This window comes from Bacillus sp. CD3-5 (genome assembly GCF_006349665.1).
GTDB lineage: Bacteria > Bacillota > Bacilli > Bacillales > Bacillaceae_G > Bacillus_A > Bacillus_A paranthracis.
In genome coordinates this window covers 100,844-118,969 of record NZ_VEPX01000013.1, presented here as the reverse complement: position 1 = coordinate 118,969, position 18,126 = coordinate 100,844, and the positions used below count along the sequence as shown (strand labels likewise).

17 protein-coding genes are annotated in these 18,126 nt (G+C 34.4%); 14 read left to right on the top strand and 3 right to left on the bottom strand.

Annotated elements, in window-relative coordinates:
- Nucleotides 1-2 precede the first annotated feature (2 nt).
- The gene (locus FH036_RS21790; RefSeq protein WP_000651741.1) at nucleotides 3-1,352 is read left to right on the top strand and encodes a TrkH family potassium uptake protein; all 1,350 of its coding nucleotides are present in this window, start codon (nucleotides 3-5) and stop codon (nucleotides 1,350-1,352) included.
- A 38-nt stretch (nucleotides 1,353-1,390) separates the two neighbouring features.
- Here the strand turns inward: FH036_RS21790 and FH036_RS21785 are convergent, their stop codons facing one another.
- Nucleotides 1,391-1,726: a DUF3905 domain-containing protein gene (locus tag FH036_RS21785; RefSeq protein WP_000725962.1), complete on the bottom strand. Its 336-nt coding sequence runs from the start codon at nucleotides 1,724-1,726 to the stop codon at nucleotides 1,391-1,393.
- Between the two features lie 148 nt (nucleotides 1,727-1,874).
- Here FH036_RS21785 and FH036_RS27225 point away from each other — a divergent pair, with 148 nt between their 5' ends.
- The 11 genes from FH036_RS27225 (at nucleotide 1,875) to cbpA (ending at nucleotide 14,405) form a co-directional block, all read left to right on the top strand.
- Entirely contained in the window at nucleotides 1,875-2,027 is a 153-nt protein-coding gene (locus FH036_RS27225) for a hypothetical protein (protein WP_000240799.1), read from the top strand.
- Nucleotides 2,028-2,255: 228 nt separating this feature from the next.
- Nucleotides 2,256-3,332 carry a putative 2-aminoethylphosphonate ABC transporter substrate-binding protein gene (locus tag FH036_RS21775; protein ID WP_000750888.1) on the top strand — a complete coding sequence of 359 codons (1,077 nt, stop codon included), beginning with the start codon at nucleotides 2,256-2,258 and terminating at the stop codon, nucleotides 3,330-3,332.
- A 20-nt stretch (nucleotides 3,333-3,352) separates the two neighbouring features.
- Nucleotides 3,353-4,354, top strand: coding sequence for a putative 2-aminoethylphosphonate ABC transporter ATP-binding protein (locus tag FH036_RS21770; RefSeq protein WP_000006186.1), 1,002 nt, complete (start codon nucleotides 3,353-3,355; stop codon nucleotides 4,352-4,354).
- Nucleotides 4,355-6,112: a putative 2-aminoethylphosphonate ABC transporter permease subunit gene (locus FH036_RS21765; protein WP_000425510.1), complete on the top strand. Its 1,758-nt coding sequence runs from the start codon at nucleotides 4,355-4,357 to the stop codon at nucleotides 6,110-6,112.
- Nucleotides 6,113-6,133: 21 nt separating this feature from the next.
- Complete coding sequence (phnX, locus tag FH036_RS21760; protein WP_000687359.1) at nucleotides 6,134-6,928, top strand: phosphonoacetaldehyde hydrolase; 795 nt, start codon at nucleotides 6,134-6,136, stop codon at nucleotides 6,926-6,928.
- 15 nt (nucleotides 6,929-6,943) lie between these two features.
- Nucleotides 6,944-8,041, top strand: a complete 1,098-nt coding sequence (gene phnW, locus FH036_RS21755; protein WP_044792807.1) for a 2-aminoethylphosphonate--pyruvate transaminase — start codon at nucleotides 6,944-6,946, stop codon at nucleotides 8,039-8,041.
- On the top strand, nucleotides 8,038-9,222 hold the full coding sequence (locus FH036_RS21750; RefSeq protein WP_044792808.1) for a saccharopine dehydrogenase family protein: 1,185 nt from the start codon (nucleotides 8,038-8,040) through the stop codon (nucleotides 9,220-9,222). The genes phnW and FH036_RS21750 overlap by 4 nt, the downstream gene beginning before the upstream one ends.
- 40 nt (nucleotides 9,223-9,262) lie before the next feature.
- Complete coding sequence (locus FH036_RS21745) at nucleotides 9,263-10,045, top strand: DeoR/GlpR family DNA-binding transcription regulator (RefSeq protein WP_000117662.1); 783 nt, start codon at nucleotides 9,263-9,265, stop codon at nucleotides 10,043-10,045.
- 413 nt (nucleotides 10,046-10,458) lie between these two features.
- A complete protein-coding gene (locus tag FH036_RS21740) occupies nucleotides 10,459-12,777 on the top strand; it encodes an NEAT domain-containing leucine-rich repeat protein (protein WP_139896223.1) in 2,319 nt (772 codons plus the stop codon).
- Between the two features lie 249 nt (nucleotides 12,778-13,026).
- Entirely contained in the window at nucleotides 13,027-13,656 is a 630-nt protein-coding gene (locus FH036_RS21735; protein ID WP_000895996.1) for a class II aldolase/adducin family protein, read from the top strand.
- Between the two features lie 125 nt (nucleotides 13,657-13,781).
- On the top strand, nucleotides 13,782-14,405 hold the full coding sequence (cbpA, locus tag FH036_RS21730) for a cyclic di-AMP binding protein CbpA (RefSeq protein ID WP_001264219.1): 624 nt from the start codon (nucleotides 13,782-13,784) through the stop codon (nucleotides 14,403-14,405).
- Between the two features lie 67 nt (nucleotides 14,406-14,472).
- Here cbpA and FH036_RS21725 read toward each other — a convergent pair whose 3' ends face one another.
- The gene (locus tag FH036_RS21725) at nucleotides 14,473-15,243 is read right to left on the bottom strand and encodes a divergent polysaccharide deacetylase family protein (protein WP_000549804.1); all 771 of its coding nucleotides are present in this window, start codon (nucleotides 15,241-15,243) and stop codon (nucleotides 14,473-14,475) included.
- Between the two features lie 336 nt (nucleotides 15,244-15,579).
- On the opposite strand from FH036_RS21725, the gene FH036_RS21720 reads away from it, so the two are divergent.
- A complete protein-coding gene (locus tag FH036_RS21720) occupies nucleotides 15,580-15,861 on the top strand; it encodes an aspartyl-phosphate phosphatase Spo0E family protein (protein WP_000495540.1) in 282 nt (93 codons plus the stop codon).
- A gap of 29 nt (nucleotides 15,862-15,890) precedes the next feature.
- On the opposite strand, the gene FH036_RS21715 is transcribed toward FH036_RS21720, so the two are convergent.
- Nucleotides 15,891-17,387 (bottom strand): DUF3149 domain-containing protein, encoded by a 1,497-nt coding sequence (locus FH036_RS21715; protein WP_139896222.1) that lies wholly within the window; start codon nucleotides 17,385-17,387, stop codon nucleotides 15,891-15,893.
- Between the two features lie 190 nt (nucleotides 17,388-17,577).
- Between FH036_RS21715 and FH036_RS21710 the strand changes: the two genes are divergently transcribed.
- A complete protein-coding gene (locus tag FH036_RS21710) occupies nucleotides 17,578-18,024 on the top strand; it encodes a MarR family winged helix-turn-helix transcriptional regulator (RefSeq protein WP_000203342.1) in 447 nt (148 codons plus the stop codon).
- Nucleotides 18,025-18,126: the final 102 nt, after the last annotated feature.

The following is an 18,126-nucleotide window of genomic DNA, read 5'->3' as shown; positions in this document are numbered from 1 at the left end:
GAATGAAAGATATAAAAAAGTTTTTACAAAAATTACGACCTGTTCAACTCATTGTTTTGTTTTATTTATTAGCAGTAGTTGTATCGGTGATATTGCTTAGTTTCCCGTTTGTTACGAAGTCTGGTGTAAAATGGACATTTATCGATGCTCTCTTTACAGCTGTTAGTGCGGTAAGTGTTACGGGACTGTCTGTTGTTACGATTTCAGATACGTTTACTACGGTAGGAATTATTATTTTAGCCCTTATTTTACAATTAGGCGGTTTAGGAATTATGGCACTTGGTACATTCGTTTGGATTATAACGGGGAAAAAGATTGGTTTGCAGAGAAGAAGACTCATTATGGCAGACCATAATCAAGGGAATTTATCAGGCCTTGTAGAATTGATGCGTTCTATTTTAATTGTAATTATTTCGATAGAACTTATTGGAGCGATATTATTAGGTACAAGATTCCTGCTTTATTTTCCAACTTGGCAAGAAGCTTATTTTCACGGTTTCTTTGCGGCTGTTAGTGCAACTACGAACGGCGGATTTGATTTAACCGGACAATCGCTAATTCCGTATAAAAAAGATTACATTGTTCAAATGATTCATATGTTACTTATTATTTTAGGAGCGATCGGTTTTCCTGTGCTAATGGAAGTAAAACAATTTCTTAGTAAAAGGAGACAGCAACTATTTCGTTTTTCGTTATTTACAAAATTGACGACAACAACATTTTTTGCGCTCGTTGTCGTTGGAACGATTATGATTTTTTTACTAGAACGAAATCATTTTTTAGTAGGAAAGTCATGGCATGAAACAGTTTTCTATACATTATTCCAATCGGTGACGACGCGAAGCGGGGGTCTTGCTACAATGGATATACTTGAATTGTCACAACCGACGCTTTTATTTATGAGTATATTAATGTTTATAGGAGCATCCCCAAGTTCGGTTGGGGGCGGAATACGTACCACAACATTTGCTGTTAGTATATTATCGCTATACACTTTTGCAAGAGGCGGGAGAACGGTTAGAGTCTTCAAACGTCAGCTGCATGAAGAGGACGTGCTAAAAGCATCTGTCGTTATGACGATGGGGATTTTATTATGTGCCACAGCACTATTTATTTTATCTATTACGGAAAATGTACCGCTTATGAGTTTAATTGTTGAAGTCTGTTCTGCTTTCGGGACGACAGGACTATCGACAGGTATTACGCCAGATTTAACAACTGTTGGTAAACTTGTACTCATTGTACTTATGTTTATCGGGCGTGTCGGTATTTTAACATTTATACTAGCTAGTGGCGGAAGAGAACAGCCACCTCGCTATAAATATCCGAAAGAGAGAATTATTATTGGATAGTATGAAACCATTCTACCTATGTTAGGTAGAATGGTTTTTTAGTCATTAATGCCAAATTGCGGATGCATAAAAGTATCCTTCTTATTATCTCCTTCTTTTTTTAGTAACTCTTGATTTTCTTCTGAAATCCACCCAATGTCATTTGTAGGATGGATCCATTCTTCTCCAGCCATAATGGCAGGATCTACATCATCACTCCAATTGTGAAGTGGACTGTTCTCGGAATCATATTTACTGTCTCCGATTACGACGTCATATTGATTGATGAAAGGTTGTTGCATTTTCTTTCCTGTTCCTTTAAAAGATGGGAAATTCATTTGATGCGGGAGCGTTTCATCTAAAATGGGTGACTGGATTTTATCTTTCTTCTTCAAAATAAGAGCTCCTTTTTATTATGATTTCTTCATATGTAGTATTTCCATCTAGCAGTTCTTATGTACTTGTTAACACTTGCCAGTAATAATTATTTTAGCTTGCTTCAAACTAGAGTAGAAAGTGAATTTTTGAGAGCAGGTGAATGTATTGGTAAAAAGAAAAGTGAAACAAAATGCGGCAATCAACAATAATAAAACTCCGAAAGAAAGCTTACCAGATGCAGAATTTGCATTAGAGTATGAAGGAGAAAATAGCGCGAAGTATGCAAATCGTAATTCAAAAAAAGGTAAACAAAAGTGAGGCGTTTTTTACAAACGCCTCATTTTTTTGTGGGATTATAAAGGTTTTTTTAATTATTTGTAAATTTAGTGTTCATTATTAGCAGAAAAATGCGAAAAAACATAGAAGTAGCAACGTATTACACAAAAACAAACAACAAACAAAAGATTAATGTTGGTTTAATACTGCTTTTACACTAGTTGTTTATATTTGAGTTGTACATAAGATTTGTAAAAGGAGAGAGAGACAGTGAAAAAAACAATCTTTAAAGCTGTAGCAACTGGAATGGTATTTTCGTTATTAATGGGGTGTGGTGCAAAGAAAGAAGAAAGTGCTGGGGCAAAAGTAAAAGATGATAAATTATCTGGATCATTAACTGTTTACACAGCAATTGAAGAAGAACTTGTACCAATTTATCTTGATTCTTTTAAAAAGAAATATCCAGATGTGAAGCTGAATATTGTTCGTGATTCAACTGGAGTTATTACAGCAAAATTGCTAGCTGAAGGGAAAAATACACAAGCAGATGTTGTATGGGGAACTGCAGCTTCAAGTCTATTAGCTTTAGATAAAAAAGATATGTTAAAAGGATACTCTCCAAAAGGAGCGGATCGCGTTTTACCGCAATTTAAAGATGATAAACAACCAGAAAAATGGGTAGGAAATACTGCATTTATGACGGGGATTGCTATAAATAAAGAAGAATTAAAGAAGAAAAATTTACCGATGCCAGAATCATACGAAGACTTAACGAAACCAGAGTATAAAGGAACGCTTGTTATGCCACATCCAGCATCTTCTGGAACAGGATTTTTAACAGTTTCTGCATGGTTACAAATTATGGGTGAAGATAAAGGCTGGGATTACATGAAGAAACTTCATGATAATATGGCAACTTATACTCATTCAGGTTCAAAACCAGCGAAATTAGCGGGTGCGGGTGAATATCCAGTTGGTGTATCGATGGTTTATAGTGCTTTGAAAGAGAAACAAAAAGGTGCACCAGTTGAAGTTGTATTGCCAAAAGAAGGATTAGGTTGGGAAGTAGAAGCGAACGCACTTATTAAAAAAGATAATGAGAAAAATGAAAAATTAGCGCAAGCATTTTTAGATTGGGCAATTACTGATGATGTAATGAAGTTATACTTCGAGAAAAATGGATTTGCGACAATTAAAAATGATTATAAACTTCCAGACGGATTCCCTAAAGATGTGACGGAAAAGTTATACAAAAAGAACGACTTTAAGTGGGCAGCAGAAAATCGAGACAAAATTTTAGAAAAATGGGAAAAAGAGTTTGGCCAAAAAGCAGAACCGAAAAAGTAAGTGAGTGGGAGAGAGAAAAAATGAGCGAATATTTATCAATTCAACACATTCAAAAACAGTTTGATGCATTTACAGCGTTAAAAGATATTTCTTTTACTGTGAAAAAAAATGAGTTTGTATGTTTATTAGGCCCAAGTGGTTGTGGGAAAACAACATTGCTTCGAATTTTAGCAGGGCTAGAAGAGGCGACAACAGGTAGTATAGCTGTGAATGGAAAAGATATTACAGCATTACCTCCTGGAAAGAGGAATTTCGGAATGGTGTTTCAATCCTATGCGTTATTTCCGAATTTAACAGCACTTGAAAACATTGAATACGGCTTAAAGACAAAAAAGTATGGAAAAGCAGAAGTAAAAGAGAAGGCGCTATCGGCGTTAGAACTAGTTGATTTACTGAATGTAAAAGATAAATATCCTGCTCAAATGTCTGGTGGACAACAGCAGCGAGTAGCACTTGCACGTGCACTCGCTCTGTCTCCGGATATTTTGTTACTCGATGAGCCGTTATCTGCTTTAGATGCAAAAGTACGTGAAAAGTTACGTAGAGAAATGCGTGATTTGCAAGAAAAAGTAGGAGTGACAACTATTATGGTCACGCATGATCAAGAAGAGGCATTAACGATGGCTGATAAAATTGTTGTAATGAATCATGCGGAAATTATGCAGATTGGCACACCAGAGGAGATTTACCAAAGACCAGCCAATCCGTTTGTGGCAGATTTTATTGGTTCTATTAATTTCTTTTCGAAAAATAACGAAGAACATGCAATTCGTCCGGAACATGTAACAGTCGTACAAAATAATGGTATGAAAACAATTGTAGAAAGCATGGAGTTTCGCGGATCTGTATACCGGACAGAAGTGCGCGTTATAGATGAGAAAACGCATCTATATAATGAGAAAATCGTTGTAGATATATTGGCATCAGAAGTAGAAAAAACAGCTATTAGGAAAGGAAAGCCGATTCAAATCTCTTTCTCAGAAAATCATATGTTGTCATATGGAAAGAAGGTTGTTGTATAGATGGAGATGTTAGAAAATTTAAAGGTAGAAAGTACGAAAAAAAAGATTAAGAGACGTATCGGTAAAGAAGAATGGATACAAAGACTATTAATTATTGGTATGATTCTTGCTTTTTTGATTATGCTTGTATTACCACTATTACAATTGTTTACACAAGCTTTTTATGATAAAGATGGAGCTTTCATTGGTGTTGCGAATTTCAGTAAATATTTCACAACCCCAACATTAGTTCAATCATTACAAAATACGATATGGATTTCGGGCGCGACAACAATTATTGCAGTGACACTTGCTTTCGCTTACGCCTATGCGATCGCTCGTACGAATGTATTTGGAAAGCGTGTATTTCAATATGTCGCGTTGTTACCGTTATTCGCACCAACGATGATGCATGGTATCGCACTTACATATTTATTTGGTAATCAAGGATTAGTAACGAAAGGGATGTTTGGTTTATTTGAAGGTATACAAATCCCTTTATATGGACCAGTAGGAATTGTAATGGCTGAAGTCATGTATACATTTCCGCAAGCATTTCTTATATTATTAATTGCTTTCCAAGGCTCTGATTATCGTTTATACGAAGCTTCTAATATGTTGGGAGCGAGTAAAACAAAGCAATTTCTCACTGTTACTTTACCTAGTGTAAAGTATGGATTAATTAGTGCGATGTTTGTTGTGTTTACACTTAGTTTTACTGATTTTGGCGCACCAAAAATTGTTGGTGGGCAATATAATGTACTTGCTACTGATGTATACAAACAAGTAATTGGACAACAAAATATGCCGATGGGTGCAACTGTCGGAATGATTTTATTAATTCCAGCTATATTTGCATTTGCAGTTGATCGCATTACGCAAAGAAAGCAGGCGAATTTCTTATCTTCCAAAGCAGTGCCATATAGAATAACGGCTAATAAGAAAAGAGATGTAGTCTCATTCATATATTGTAGTGTGATTACATTTATGATTATTCTTTTATTTGTGGCGGTTGGTATTGCTGCAAGTGTGAAAGTATGGCCATATAATATGAGTTTTACATTTGAGCATTTTAATTTTTCGAGTTTAACAGGAGATGGACTTGAAGCATTTAAAAATAGTGTGATTGTCTCAGCAGTTACAGCAGTTATTGGGGCAATTTTAACATTTATGTTCGCATATGCGATTGAGAAAATAGATCAGCTAAAGTTTTTCCGAAAAACAGGCTACTTTTTCTCGATTGTCCCTTTAGCAATCCCAGGTTTAGTACTTGGATTGGGATACGTCTTTTTCTTTAGTCAACCAACGATTCAAATACTTGGACTTTCAGTAACGAATCCGTTTCATTCTTTATACGGAACAATTGCTGTGCTAGTACTAGTAAACATCATTCATTTTTATTCGGTAACATTCGTTACCGCAACGACTGCTTTAAAGAAATTAGACCGAGAGTTTGAGCTTGTTTCGCAGTCGATGGGAATTCCGTTTTATAAAACATTCTTTAGAGTAACAGTACCGATGTGTTTACCAGCAATTTTAGAAATGGTGATGTACTATTTCGTCAATTCGATGGTAACTGTGTCAGCGGTTGTATTCTTATACGCAGCTGATTTTAAACTAGCTGCCGTATCAATCGTAAATATGGATGATGCAGGAAATGTAGCGCCAGCAGCTGCAATGAGTGTACTTATTGTTGTTACAAATATTGTAGTGAGAGTTGTATATGAATGGGGAACGAAAGCACTTCGTAACCGAACTTCACAATGGCAAAAAAGATAAGTGAGAAGGGTGATGGATTGTATGAAAATAGAAGCAGTTATTTTTGATTGGGCAGGTACGACAGTTGATTACGGATGTTTTGCACCACTGGAAGTATTCATAAAAATTTTTCGTAAACGTGGTGTTAAAATTACAGATGAAGAAGCCCGTAAACCGATGGGATTATTAAAGATCGATCATGTAAGGGCACTAACAGAAATGCCTCGTATTGCGAATGAGTGGGAGCGTGTTTTCGGACATTTACCAACAGAAGCAGACATTCACGAGATGTATGAAGAGTTTGAAGAAATACTCTTTACTATTTTGCCACACTATGCCACGCCAATTGATGGGGTGAAAGAAGTGGTTGCTTCATTACGTAAAAGAGGCCTTAAAATTGGCTCAACAACTGGTTATACGAGAGAAATGATGGACATCGTTGCAAAAGAAGCAGAAATACAAGGATATAAACCTGATGTTCTTGTGACGCCAGATGATGTTTCAGCAGGCCGTCCATACCCTTGGATGTGTTATAAAAATGCGATGGAACTTGGTGTGTATCCGATGAATCATATGATAAAAGTCGGGGACACAGTGTCAGATATGAAAGAGGGCAGAAATGCTGGTATGTGGACTGTGGGTGTAATTCTCGGTAGTAGTGAGCTCGGCTTAAGTGAGTGGGCAGCTGAAACTATGGATCCGGTAGAACTTCGTGAAAAAATGGAAGTAGTTCGAAAGCGTTTCGTTGAAAACGGGGCTCATTTTACAATTGAAACGATGCAGGGACTCGAAAACGTAATTGAACAGATCGAGAAACAAGAATTTATTATTTCATAAAAGGGGAAGAGGATCATGACTGAAAATCACTACTTATTATTAACGCCAGGACCATTAACGACAACAAAAACAGTAAAAGAAGTTATGCTATACGATTGGTGTACGTGGGATGTTGAATATAACACGATGGTGCAACAGGTAAGAGCTAAACTTGTATCGTTAGCAACGAAGGAAGAAGAGAGATATACAACAGTATTAATGCAAGGAAGCGGTACGTTTTCAGTTGAAGCAGTAATCGGTTCTGTCATTCCAAAAAACGGAAAGCTGCTTGTTTGTACAAATGGTGCGTATGGTAAGCGAATTGTACAAATGGCAGAGATGTTACATATAGATGTGGTGGTCAGTCAAACAGAAGAGTGGGAGCCTACTAATATTGTAGAAGTAGAAAAGATATTACAACAAGATAAAGAGATTACACATATTGCAGTTGTTCATTGTGAAACAACAACAGGTATTATCAATCCAATTGTAGATGTATGTAAATTAGGGAAGCAATACGGAAAAGTAACACTAGTTGATGCAATGAGTAGTTTTGGTGGTATTGAAATAGATATCGCTGAGTTGCAAATTGACTTTCTAATTAGTAGTGCGAATAAATGTATTCAAGGGGTTCCAGGGTTCGGATTTGTTATTGCAAAGCGCGATGAATTGTTGAAATGTAAAGGGCAGGCACGTTCATTATCTTTAGATTTATACGATCAATGGGAAACGATGGAAAATCAAAATGGAAAATGGCGTTTTACATCACCTACACATGTTGTACACGCTTTTTATCAAGCACTACTTGAATTAGAAAAAGAGGGCGGAGTAAAAGCACGTTACAATCGATATGATAACAATCAAAAACTATTAGTGAATCGAATGAGAGAAATCGGATTTAAGCCACTAGTAGATGAAAAATATCAATCGCCTATTATTACATCTTTCATTTATCCAGAAGAATGGTTTGATTTTGAGCGATTATACAATGAATTAAAGCGTGATGGATTTGTTATATATCCAGGTAAAATTTCAAAAGTAGATACATTCCGCATTGGAAATATCGGTGATGTACATGAGGCAGATATTCATCGCTTAGTTGATAGTATCGCTAAAGGAGTTGTTATAGGTTGAAAGTATTTTGCTTAGGTGGAGCAGGTAAAATTTGTCGTGAAGCAATTTTAGATTTAGTGCAATTTTCATCTTTTGAGACGATTACAGTAGCAGATTTTAACGAAGAAGAGGGGCTTAAAGTAGTAGAATGGCTCAACGATCCTCGCGTTGATTTTGTGAAAGTAGATGTAACGAATCATGAGGATACGGTTGCAAAAATGAAGGGCTATGACATTGTAATGGATGGTACAACAATTAAGTTAAATGGGTTATCTACTCGATGTATTGCAGAAGCAGGTTGTCACGGTGTGAATTTAAATGGATTTGGTGAAGAAAATGATTCGCATTCTATATTTGTTCAAAACGGAAAAACATGTTTACCTGGGTTTGGTATGACGCCAGGTGTAACGCAAATGATGGCGATGCATGCAGCAAATCAGTTACATACTGTAGAGTCAGTTCGTGTAAGTCATGGTTCGTATCGTCCCATTGCTTTTTCTGCATCCATTACAGAAACAACGACATATGAATATGATCCACATTTGCCATCGCGTACAGTGTATGAAGATGGTGAGTTTAAGCAAGTGCCTCCGTTTGCGCGTCCAAGAGAAATTGAATTACCGGCGCCTTATGGTAAGACAACGCAGTATATCATACCGCATTCTGAAACGATTACGTTAGCAAAAGCATTAGAAAATAAAGGCGTTAAACTAATAGAGACGAGAGGAACTTGGCCAAAGCAAAATATGCAGCTCGTACGTGCATTGTATGATTACGGTATATTGCGTAATGATCCAGTTGAAATAAATGGAAAAGAAATCGGCATTATGGATTGTATTTCGAAGTATTTATTGCAATCGAAAGAAGGACAAGAAACAGAGATTTACGGTTATGCACTTCATGTAGAAGTAATAGGTATGAAAAATAATGAGAAACAAAGACGTGTATTATATCATACACACCCGTTATCTGATGGATCTGTTGTAGGATGGGAAAAATTAAGAGCTTATACGAGAAACGTCGGTATTCCATTTGGGATTGCTACAGAGCTAATCGCAAATGGGAATGTAAATAAAGTTGGTGTTGTGACACCCGAGGAAGCTTTTGTCAAACCACAAATTATTTTTGATGAACTAAAAAAGCGTGGTATTCATATTCACGAGGAAGTTTTCGTTGAAAAGGAAAGTTATAACTTTGTATAAGTAAGGCAGTGTATGAGGTAGAAATCAATGGGGTGAGGTTATGTCTGTAGTAGGTGAAGAAAGAAAGCGAACCATTCTTGAGAAGGTAGAGTTTAAAGGGAAGGTAAAAGTTTCAGAATTAGCGAGAGAGTTTGCTGTATCAACAGAGACGATTCGTCGTTATTTAGAAGAATTGGATCGTGAAAAGAAGTTGAAGAAAGTGTATGGTGGAGCCGTCCAACTTCCGGGAGCTGGAATAGAGGCACCAATGTTAGAACGAGAGATGCTACATATAGAAGAGAAGAAGCGAATTGGGTATAAAGCAGCAACATTTGTAGAAGATGGAGATGTTATTGCGATTGATGACGGAAGTACACCACTTCAAATGGTACCATATCTTGTACATCGCAAAAATTTAACGATTGTAACAAGTTCATTTCCAGTAGCAACACAATTAATTTCTTCTATTAATAAAAAGATGTTTCACGGTGAAGTTTTATTTATTGGTGGAAAAGTATCTCCAAAACATTCACGCGTATCAGGATCTATTTCGCAGCAAGTTATCCAGCAATTTCATTTTCATAAAGCATTTGTTTCGATTGATGGATTATTACCTGGTTTTGGAGTTTCTAGTTTTGAATTAGAAAAGGCTAAACTGTCAGAAGCGATGATGAAATTAGCAGAGAAAACATATATTTTATGTGATCATACAAAGGTAGGCGTAAAAGGAAATTACCGAATAGCAGCGTTTTCGCGCATTCAACATGTAATTTGTGATAAGAAAATGCCCTATAGTTTTGAAGAGGAAGTTAAAAGGCATAATATTCAATGGACAATTTGTTAAATACGTAGAACTCCCACCTGATTGTGAGGTGGGAGTTTTACTGCCTGCAAATAGCGGGATAAAAGATTCGTATTTATGCAAAAAAAGTGGACACATTTTCCCATCTCTTTCATATAATTTACCAATACAAAAAAAGTTGGTCGAAGGAAAGAAGGGGAAGTATGTCAGAACGGATATATAATAAACTTGTATTGTATGCAAATATTTTGCAAAAAATTGGTGTCATCAATGAGAAGGAGAAAAATGAAATTCTTCATACGATAGGTAAAAAAGCTCTTTGAATAAAGGGCTTTTATATTTTTTGCCTTTAAAAATATAAATTTAATGTAATATTCTCGTTGACATCGATAATGATATTCATTATCATTTATTTATGAGTAATTGATAATGTTTATCAATTATAAAGATTATATATGATAGGGGATATTATTTTGAAAAAAAATTATATGAAGGCGCTAGTAGTAGCGACAACATTAGCAATTCCATTTGCTGCATACTCTACTCCAGCGTTAGCAGCAATAAAAATTGAAGCAAACCAATCGGTAGCGGCAGCTAGTGAACGTACATACGATACTGAGATTAAAATATATAAGGATCAAAAAGACGAGCCATCTATGGTTTCTCAATATATAAAAGATCCTAAAGTAACGATTGCGGATGGGAAAAAAATTGTAACTGTAACAATGCAAGATAGCGATTATTTTCAATACCTTAGAATAGAGGATAAAAACCAACCTGGCGTATTTCATGATGTAAAAGTTTTGTCAGAAGATAAGAGGAAGAATGGAACGAAAGTAGTTCAATTTGAAATTGGCGAGTTTGAGAAGAAGCACAATATGCAAATGCATATACTTATTCCGGCTATTGGATATGATCACAAATATCAAGTTCAATTTGAAATTAAAGATCCAACTGTAGGTGACAAAGAAACAGAGAAACCAGATGATAACTCTAATTCAGGCAATATGGAGACGGATCATCCAGTTGATAATCAAAATATGATAACAGATAATAAATTAAGAGAGCTTGTTAATAAAAAGGTATTTAATAGAAAAGATTTAAATACACCAATCACGAAAGAAGAGTTATTACAAGTAAAGGACTTGTTTTTAAATACGAATGAGATACTGGATTATAGTGCATTAAAATATATGCCAAATTTAAAATCTTTAACAGTTGCGAATGCGAAGATAAAAGATCCATCATTCTTTACGAGCTTAAAACAATTGAAACATTTAGCTTTACGTGGTAATGAATTTTCAGATGTAACACCACTTGTTAAGATGGATAATTTAGATTCTCTTGATTTAAGTAATAATAAAATTACGAACGTTGCACAACTAATTGAAATGAAAAATGTAAAAAGTTTATATTTATCAGGTAACCAAATAGAAGATGTAACAGCATTAGCGAAAATGGAACAACTAGATTACCTGAATTTAGCAAATAATAAAATTACGAATGTTGCGCCATTAAGCGCGTTGAAAAATGTAACATATTTAACTTTAGCAGGTAATCAAATTGAAGATATTAAACCGTTATATTCATTACCTTTAAAAGACTTAGTATTAACACGTAATAAAGTAAAAGATTTATCCGGTATTGAGCAAATGAAGCAATTAGAAGAATTGTGGATCGGGAAAAATGAAATAAAAGATGTTACTCCTCTAAGTAAGATGACACAGTTAAAACAATTACACTTACCTAACAATGAGTTAAAGGATATTACTCCATTATCAAGTCTAGTAAACTTACAAAAGCTTGATTTAGAAGCGAATTATATTTCAGACTTAACACCAGCTAGCAATTTGAAAAAGTTAGTATTCTTAAGTTTTGTTGCAAATGAAATTCGTGATGTTCGACCAGTTATAGAACTAAGTAAAACAGCCTATATCAATGTTCAAAATCAAAAAGTATTTTTAGAGGAAACAGAAGTAAATAAAGAAGTAAAAGTACCTATATACGAGAAAGATGGTAAAATCTCTACAAAAATTCGTTTAAAGAGCGAAGGTGGTACGTATAGTAATGATGCAGTTAAGTGGAGTACACCGGGTGAGAAAGTATATGAATTTGGTGTAAAAGATCCATTTGCGGATACAGGAATCTTCTTCACAGGATCTGTGATTCAAAATGTGGTAGAAAGTAAAGAAGATAACACTTCTAAAGAAGACAATAATTCTAAAGAAGATGAAAAAGTAGGAGTAGTAGAATTTAAAGATGTACCAAAAGGACATTGGTCAGAGGAAGCAATTCATTATTTAGCGAAAGAAAATATTTTTAAGGGATATGGAAATGGACAATTTGGATTTGGGGATCGTATTACTCGTGGACAAGTTGCGTCTTTAGTACAAAGGTATTTGAAATTAGAAAATAAAGTAGAGCAGAAAGAGAGATTTACAGATACGAAGGGACATATGTTTGAGCAAGATATTGCTACAGTTGCGCAAGCTGGAATTATGCAAGGAGATGGTACTGGGGAGTTTCGTCCAGATGGAGTATTAACTCGATACGAAATGTCTGTAGTATTATATAAAGTATTTCAGCTAAAAGAAGATGAAAATAATAAAGTGAACTTTAATGATGTACCAACTGGTCATTGGGCAGAAGAATATGTGAAAGCGTTAGCGGACAATAACATATCAAAAGGTGATGGAAAAGGAAACTTTTTAGGTGATGATTTTGTAACACGTGAACAATATGCACAGTTCTTATATAACGCAATGACGAAATAAAAGATGAGAAAATACGTTATTCTTTGATTGAAAAAGAATAACGTATTTTTTATGTATAAAATGAAATAGTCAATATACAGGAGTATAGACATATGAATAGCCCTTTTTAAAGAAGAGACGTGAAACTATATTGACAAAAAGGCGTTCTCATGTGATAATTCAATTAAATTTTTAGAATAATCAAAAAAATACTCCTTTTACATAGAAAGGATTCGAACATTATATGAATATTACGCCGGGGGTGACGAAATGTTATTTTTTCTAAAGAAATGGAATGAATTAAAAGATGTGAAATCTGAACTAGCACTTCGTGATTGGTTTTATGGTACAAAAATTAGCTTATCACTTTGTACGTCAAAAGAGCCGTTAACTTTTTTAGTAAACGTTGAGGGAAGAGATAAAGGGTTATTTTCAGAAGAAGATTTTATTGTTGTGAACTGTATGTGTGAACCAGTATTTGAAAATGAAGAAAAACCAGCTGCGGAATCATTTATGCATGCAGATATTTATAAAAAAAGTAGTGCAGAATGTATTCTACAAGTACAGACTGTAGATAGTCATTTAATATCAGAGTTGTATGGAGAAAAAGGGGAAGTAACATTCGATAAACGTAGCGTGGAACGTGTTTTTGGAAAAGAAGGTATAACAGAAATGACAATTCCCATCGTAGAAGATGAGAAAAAATTCGCAGATTTATTAGAGAATAATGTGCCGAATTTTATTGAAGGTGGAGGAGTAGTTCTCGTTCATAATTATGGCATGATTGTGTGGGGAAGAACTCCAGAATACGCGAAAAAATGGTTGGAGGGTATAGAATATTTAATGAACTACCATGTAAAATTGTTAATGATAAAAGGTGCAAAGAGCTCTGTTATATGAAATGTTTGTGATGTCGTTACAAGTCAATAAGTAAATGAAAGCGTTTTAAAAATAATTTTACTCATAAAATATAGGTCTCCTTATTATATATAGATTACATGTTGACATGTAAGGAGGAACATATTTTGCGAGTTAAATATCATTTTCTGCCAAAACAGCAAGTAACATTTTGCAAAATGAACGATTCAGGTAAGAAGGCTCTGCAAATTATGAATGAAACGGGATTTCGAGCAATCCCTGTATTAGCAGAAGATGAAAAGAAATTCATGGGGATTATTTATAAAGTGGATCTTTTAGAAAAGAAGTGTAATGGTGGATTAGAGGAATTAAGTACGGAACATATGCTGGAAGATTCCACTGCATTTATTTTTGAAAAGGACTCTTTTTTCAGAGCATTTTATGTTATTCGTCGTTTGCCGTTTTTAGCTGTATTAAATGATTATAATGAATTTGTTGGCATCTTAACTCATTCCAATATATTTGATGTTATTGAGGATTCATTTGGTATGCGGACGGGTGGTTATATATTAACGATTGCAACACAAGATTGTAAGGGAACGATTAAAGAACTTGGGACATTGTTGAAAGCATTTCATATCGGTGGACTATTTACGCTAGATAACGGCGATCAATATATTCGCCGCGTTATTGTCAATATAACAGATGAGTTAAATGAAAAAAGATTAAAGCAATTAATCGAAAAAATAGAGAAAAAAGGATTCAGGGTGAGTCATGTAGATTATATTTAAGATGAAAAGGAAAGGGAGCAATTTGCTATATGCAGATTGCTCTCTTTTTTAGTTTGAGTCATGAATCTTATTTTGAAACAGGAGGCGGAGATAATGCTAAATCGGATAAAAAAATAAAATCTGCATGTTCACGAATTTTAGGAATAGAGGTTTCTATAACACGTGATGTAATTTCACCTGGAGGCCCAACATGTCCGATAGCTACCATAATCGGTTTTTCTTGAAGTTTTTTAATGAGTAATTGGGCTTGTTTTGAAATATGTGCCGCTGTGTACACGTCATCAAAAAATAATTGATTTTCAATAATTGGTACTCCTAATTCTTTCCCGATTTTTGGGACGACACTCTTAGGATTTGTTTTGCTATCTAAATAAAATAAACCGTGTTTTTTACAAGCTGCGAGTATAAGTCGTACAATTCTTTCGTCTGCAGTCACCTTTGATCCCATATGATTATTCATCCCAATTGCATGTGGTACTTCTTGAATCGCTTGTTCGAGTCGATTATTTATTTCTTCGTCGCTTAAATCAGTTGTAATTGCTTTTGGTCCAAGCCATTCTTTTTTACCTTTAAGCGGTTCCATTGGCATATGTATAATAACTTCGTGTCCTTTCTTATGAGCCGCTATCGCATCTTCCTTTGTGGAAGGAAGAAAAGGCATAACAGCAACAGTTAGTGGAATAGGAAGTGATAACATTTTATCAGTTCCTTTCATATTATTGCCGAAGTCATCAATGACAATAGCTACTTTATTTGTATGGGCCTTGGCCTCAACAGGAAACAAGAAGGATGGTAAAAACATAGTCAAAATAAGCAATGCAATCGTATATTTGTGCATATAAATAGTTCCTTTCTATATTATCAATCACCATTATGGTTTGCGTTTTTATATAAATTAAACAAAAAATGTCGAAGAAAAGTATATGGAAAATAGGGAATCCGCTATTTAATTGGTGTTTGTAAAAAAAGGAGATAAAAAAATTGTCTATTATTGCGAATGTATTTACAAAGATAGAATAATTTGTAATAATTCTCAAAGTGAGGGTAAAGATTTGTAAATTACAGGGAGAAAATGTTAAATTTTCTGATTCTTCAAATTCAAATATGATAAGCAGTTAAAAGTTCAATGGAGAAGTGAAGTAGAGAGCATGGAAGTATAATAAGGGGGATATGAATGTTTACTGTAAAAAGGAAGTACACATTAGAAAAGCTTTCACGTGATATTCATATGAAACGTGAAGAGATGATTCAATTAGGTTTAACGAGTGGGTTAAATAGTACGGAGACGATTCAAGTTAGTCAAGAATTGGACAAGCTTATTTTACAGTACCAGTGTTATAAAGAAAAACAAACACCAAAATGGTTATCAATTATAAAGGTACCTATTTTTCAAATTGGGTATGAAGGGAAATCAAGTAATTTTTGGCGAATGCTTGTGGCTGGTTTTATGAAATAAGTATAATTACCCTTTAGGGATAAGGATAATTATACTATGTGTAACGGAATTTCGATATGAACTGTCGTTCCTTCGTTTTCTATACTGTTAATAAAAATATGCCCGTTGTACATCTCTATAATTCGTTTACATATGACAAGTCCAAGACCTGTTCCAGTATCTTTATTAGTAAAGAACGGATGAAAGAGGTGTTTTTGAATATGTTTTGGAATCCCTTTTCCAGTATCTATAATTTGCAATTGTGCGTGTGTTTCATTGTTTGTTACGAAAATAGTTAGTGTATCGCCAGAAGTCATAGCTTCAATTGCATTTTTTGTAATGTTTAAAACCACTTGTTTCATATGGTCTTTTGAGCACCGGATATGAACAGGACGGTCTGGCAAATGTAAATGGAATACAATATTATGTAGATTCGCCTCAGATTGAATAATTAATGCTACCTCATTTAGAATGGTTCTCACATCATATGTTTGTTCAATGATTGCAGTTGGCTTTCCAAGAATAAGAAATTCACTTACAATTTCATTAATTCGTTCTATTTCTTGTTCGATGATGGAAAAATAGAACTGATCTTGTTCATCTTTATATTTCTCTTTTAATAGAGCGACGAGCCCTTTAATTCCGGTAAGTGGATTACGGATTTCGTGGGCGGTACTAGCTGCAAAAGTTCCAACTAATTCAATTTTTTGTAGTTCATTTTGTTGTCTTTCTAGTTTTGTTTGTCGTTTTAACAACATATATTGAGCGAGTAAAAATAAAATTGATATTAAAAATAAAGTAGCTATACATTCTACGGCAACCCACTGATTTAAAGTTTTTTGATGAATAGGTAACGGAGAAACAGAGACCTTCCAATCTAATCTTTGGAGTGGAGTAGTAAGCATATTAGAATGTGCATCACTTGTTTCGTTATTATCATCGGTTAGAAAAACTACATCATACTTATCAGTTACTTCAAAATGGTATTGTGGCTTAATGGCATTTAAAGATGATGAAATGTAGTCAAAGCGTAAACTTGCTAACAATAAGCCTGAGAGCTCCTTCTGTTTATTAAAAATGGGGGAAGCAATCATAATAGCTTGATGGCCAAGAACACGATCTGTAATGACGGATGATACAGTTGTTTTCTTAGTTTGTAATGCGTTTTGAATATATTTACGATCTGAGACATCAACAGGTGGTCGGTCACCTTCCGATGCGATTGTAATGATACCTTCTGGTGTAGCGTAATATAGACCAGAAAAACGTGCATCGTTTCCATCTGTATCATGTACAATTTCTTTCATCCCATTAATATTTCCAGTCTCGGTTCCTACGACCTTTGCGAGCATTTCTAGGGCAGAAATTGCTTCGCCAAGGTGGTGATCTAAATAGTCTCTATATAAAAAGAGGACCGTATGGGCAACTTGTTTATTTTCTTGTTTCATTTTATACGAATGATATGAATAAAATGTAGCACCAATCCCTGTTGTTGGTAGGATAACAAGCAATATATATAAAACTATGCTGTGGAATTTGAACTTCAAATTTGGTACTCCTTCTTTTTTATTATCATTATATATAAACTATGTTAAAATTGTCATGTTTTTATTCAAGAATCATTCATAATATATTTGGGGAGAGATAATGAATGAGTGAATACTCATTCGGAATTTATTTGAAGTACTATTTTGTTCTTTTTATTATTGAGAATTTAAGTGAAGGGTTGAAAGTTGTATGACATCAAATAATGAACGAGAAGATATTTCTCAATCTTTAAAAGTATTTATTGCATTATCTCGTGTACATCGTTCTGTTATGGATACGACAAATAAGTCTATACAAAGTAACGGTTTAAATCCAACTGAGTTTGCTGTATTAGAACTGCTATATCATAAAGGCGGTCAACCACTTCAGCAAATTGGTGAGCGTATTTTAATAGCTAGTGGTAGCATTACATATGTTGTAGATAAGTTAGAGAAAAAGGGACTAGTAAAGAGAATTCCATGCCCGAATGACCGACGTGTTATTTATGCACAATTAACTGAATCTGGAGAGAACTTTATTTCTTCTATTTTTCCAGGGCATGAGCAAGTTATTCATCAGTCTTTTGAAATGTTAACGAAAGAGGAAAAGGAAGAATTACTGGATCTATTAAAAAAGATTGGAAAGTATGAAAAGTAATAATATGTTCCAAAGGAGCTTTGGATAAAGAAATCCAAAGCTTTTTTGTTTACATGTAATGATGGCAGTATATGCCGTATTTTGTTGAAGAATAAGAGGAGA